This is a genomic window from Streptomyces sp. 3MP-14, assembly GCF_006334905.2.
GTDB lineage: Bacteria > Actinomycetota > Actinomycetes > Streptomycetales > Streptomycetaceae > Streptomyces > Streptomyces triticirhizae.
In genome coordinates, this window is record NZ_VDLZ02000036.1 from 1 (window position 1) to 1482 (window position 1482).

At 56.3% G+C, this 1482-nt stretch carries 1 rRNA gene; it reads left to right on the forward strand.

Annotation, left to right across the window (positions count from 1 at the left end):
• Positions 1–1460 (forward strand): 23S ribosomal RNA (locus FH609_RS30710); the annotation flags it as partial.
• Positions 1461–1482 lie beyond the last annotated feature (22 nt).

Sequence of the window (1482 nt, forward strand, 5' to 3'; positions counted from 1 at the left end):
CCCGGGTGGTGGTTATTCCCGGGGTAAGGGTGTGGCCCGAGTGGTAGGTAAATCCGCTGCTCATTGAGGGTGAGACCTGATGCCGAGCCGATTGTGGTGAAGTGGATGATCCTATGCTGTCGAGAAAAGCCTCTAGCGATGTTTCATGGTGGCCCGTACCCGAAACCGACTCAGGTAGTCAGGTAGAGTATACCGAGGCGTTCGGGTGAACTATGGTTAAGGAACTCGGCAAATTGCCCCCGTAACTTCGGGAGAAGGGGGGCCGCTTCTGGTGAAGGCCTTTACGGTTGGAGCTGGGGGTGGCCGCAGAGACTAGCGAGAAGCGACTGTTTACTAAAAACACAGGTCCGTGCGAAGCTGTAAGGCGATGTATACGGACTGACGCCTGCCCGGTGCTGGAACGTTAAGGGGACTGGTTAGCTGCACTTGTGTGGTGAAGCTGGGAACTTAAGCGCCAGTAAACGGCGGTGGTAACTATAACCATCCTAAGGTAGCGAAATTCCTTGTCGGGTAAGTTCCGACCTGCACGAATGGCGTAACGACTTCTCGGCTGTCTCAACCATAGGCCCGGTGAAATTGCAGTACGAGTAAAGATGCTCGTTTCGCGCAGCAGGACGGAAAGACCCCGGGACCTTTACTATAGCTTGATATTGGTGTTCGGTTCGGTTTGTGTAGGATAGGTGGGAGACTGTGAAGCTCGCACGCCAGTGTGGGTGGAGTCGTTGTTGAAATACCACTCTGATCGTGCTGGATGTCTAACCTGGGTCCGTGATCCGGATCGGGGACAGTGTCTGGTGGGTAGTTTAACTGGGGCGGTTGCCTCCTAAAGGGTAACGGAGGCGCCCAAAGGTTCCCTCAGCCTGGTTGGTTATCAGGTGGTGAGTGTAAGTGCACAAGGGAGCTTGACTGTGAGACTGGCAGGTCGAGCAGGTGCGAAAGCAGGGACTAGTGATCCGGCGGTGGCTTGTGGGAGCGCCGTCGCTCAACGGATAAAAGGTACCCCGGGGATAACAGGCTGATCTTCCCCAAGAGTCCGTATCGACGGGATGGTTTGGCACCTCGATGTCGGCTCGTCGCATCCTGGGGCTGGAGTTGGTCCCAAGGGTTGGGCTGTTCGCCCATTAAAGCGGTACGCGAGCTGGGTTTAGAACGTCGTGAGACAGTTCGGTCCCTATCCGCTGCGCGCGTTGGAGTCTTGAGAAGGGCTGTCCCTAGTACGAGAGGACCGGGACGGACGAACCTCTGGTGTGCCAGTTGTTCTGCCAAGGGCATGGCTGGTTGGCTACGTTCGGGAGGGATAACCGCTGAAAGCATCTAAGCGGGAAGCCTGCTTCGAGATGAGGACTCCCACCCACTTGATGGGGTAAGGCTCCCTGTAGACGACAGGGTTGATAGGCCGGAGATGGAAGCCTAGTGATGGGTGGAGTTGACCGGTACTAATAGGCCGAGGGCTTGTCCATAGATGCTCGCGTCCACTGTGAA